The organism is Polaribacter sp. 11A2H (genome assembly GCF_011379025.1).
Lineage (GTDB): Bacteria > Bacteroidota > Bacteroidia > Flavobacteriales > Flavobacteriaceae > Polaribacter.
Map to the genome: position 1 here is coordinate 1 of NZ_WTLD01000018.1, position 397 is coordinate 397.

The window sequence follows — 397 nt, forward strand, 5'->3', positions numbered from 1 at the left end:
CAGACAACGACGGCATTCCAGATTTAATTGAAGCGGGTGGTGTAGATACCAATGGAGACGGACGTGTAGACACTGCAACAGATGTAGACAAAGATGGTTTAGCAGATATTTATGATCAAAATGCTTCAGACGGTCCAGGACTTGATGGTACAAACGGTAATGCGCTTGTAAAAACAGACGCTACTGGCACTATGATAGGTGGTAATGGTAATACTGTTGATACTGATGGTGATGGTATTCCGAATCATTTAGACTTAGACTCAGACAACGATGGTATTGTAGATCTTATTGAAGCAGGTGGTACAGATACCAACAAAGACGGTAAAGTAGAACCTACAGCAGATATTGACAATGATGGTTTTGATGATGCTGTAGATGGTAATGTAAACGGAACCGA

Annotated in this window: 1 pseudogene; it reads left to right on the plus strand. The window is 41.3% G+C overall.

Annotated elements, in window-relative coordinates:
- Positions 1-397: pseudogene (locus tag GQS58_RS15890) on the plus strand (hypothetical protein); the annotation flags it as partial.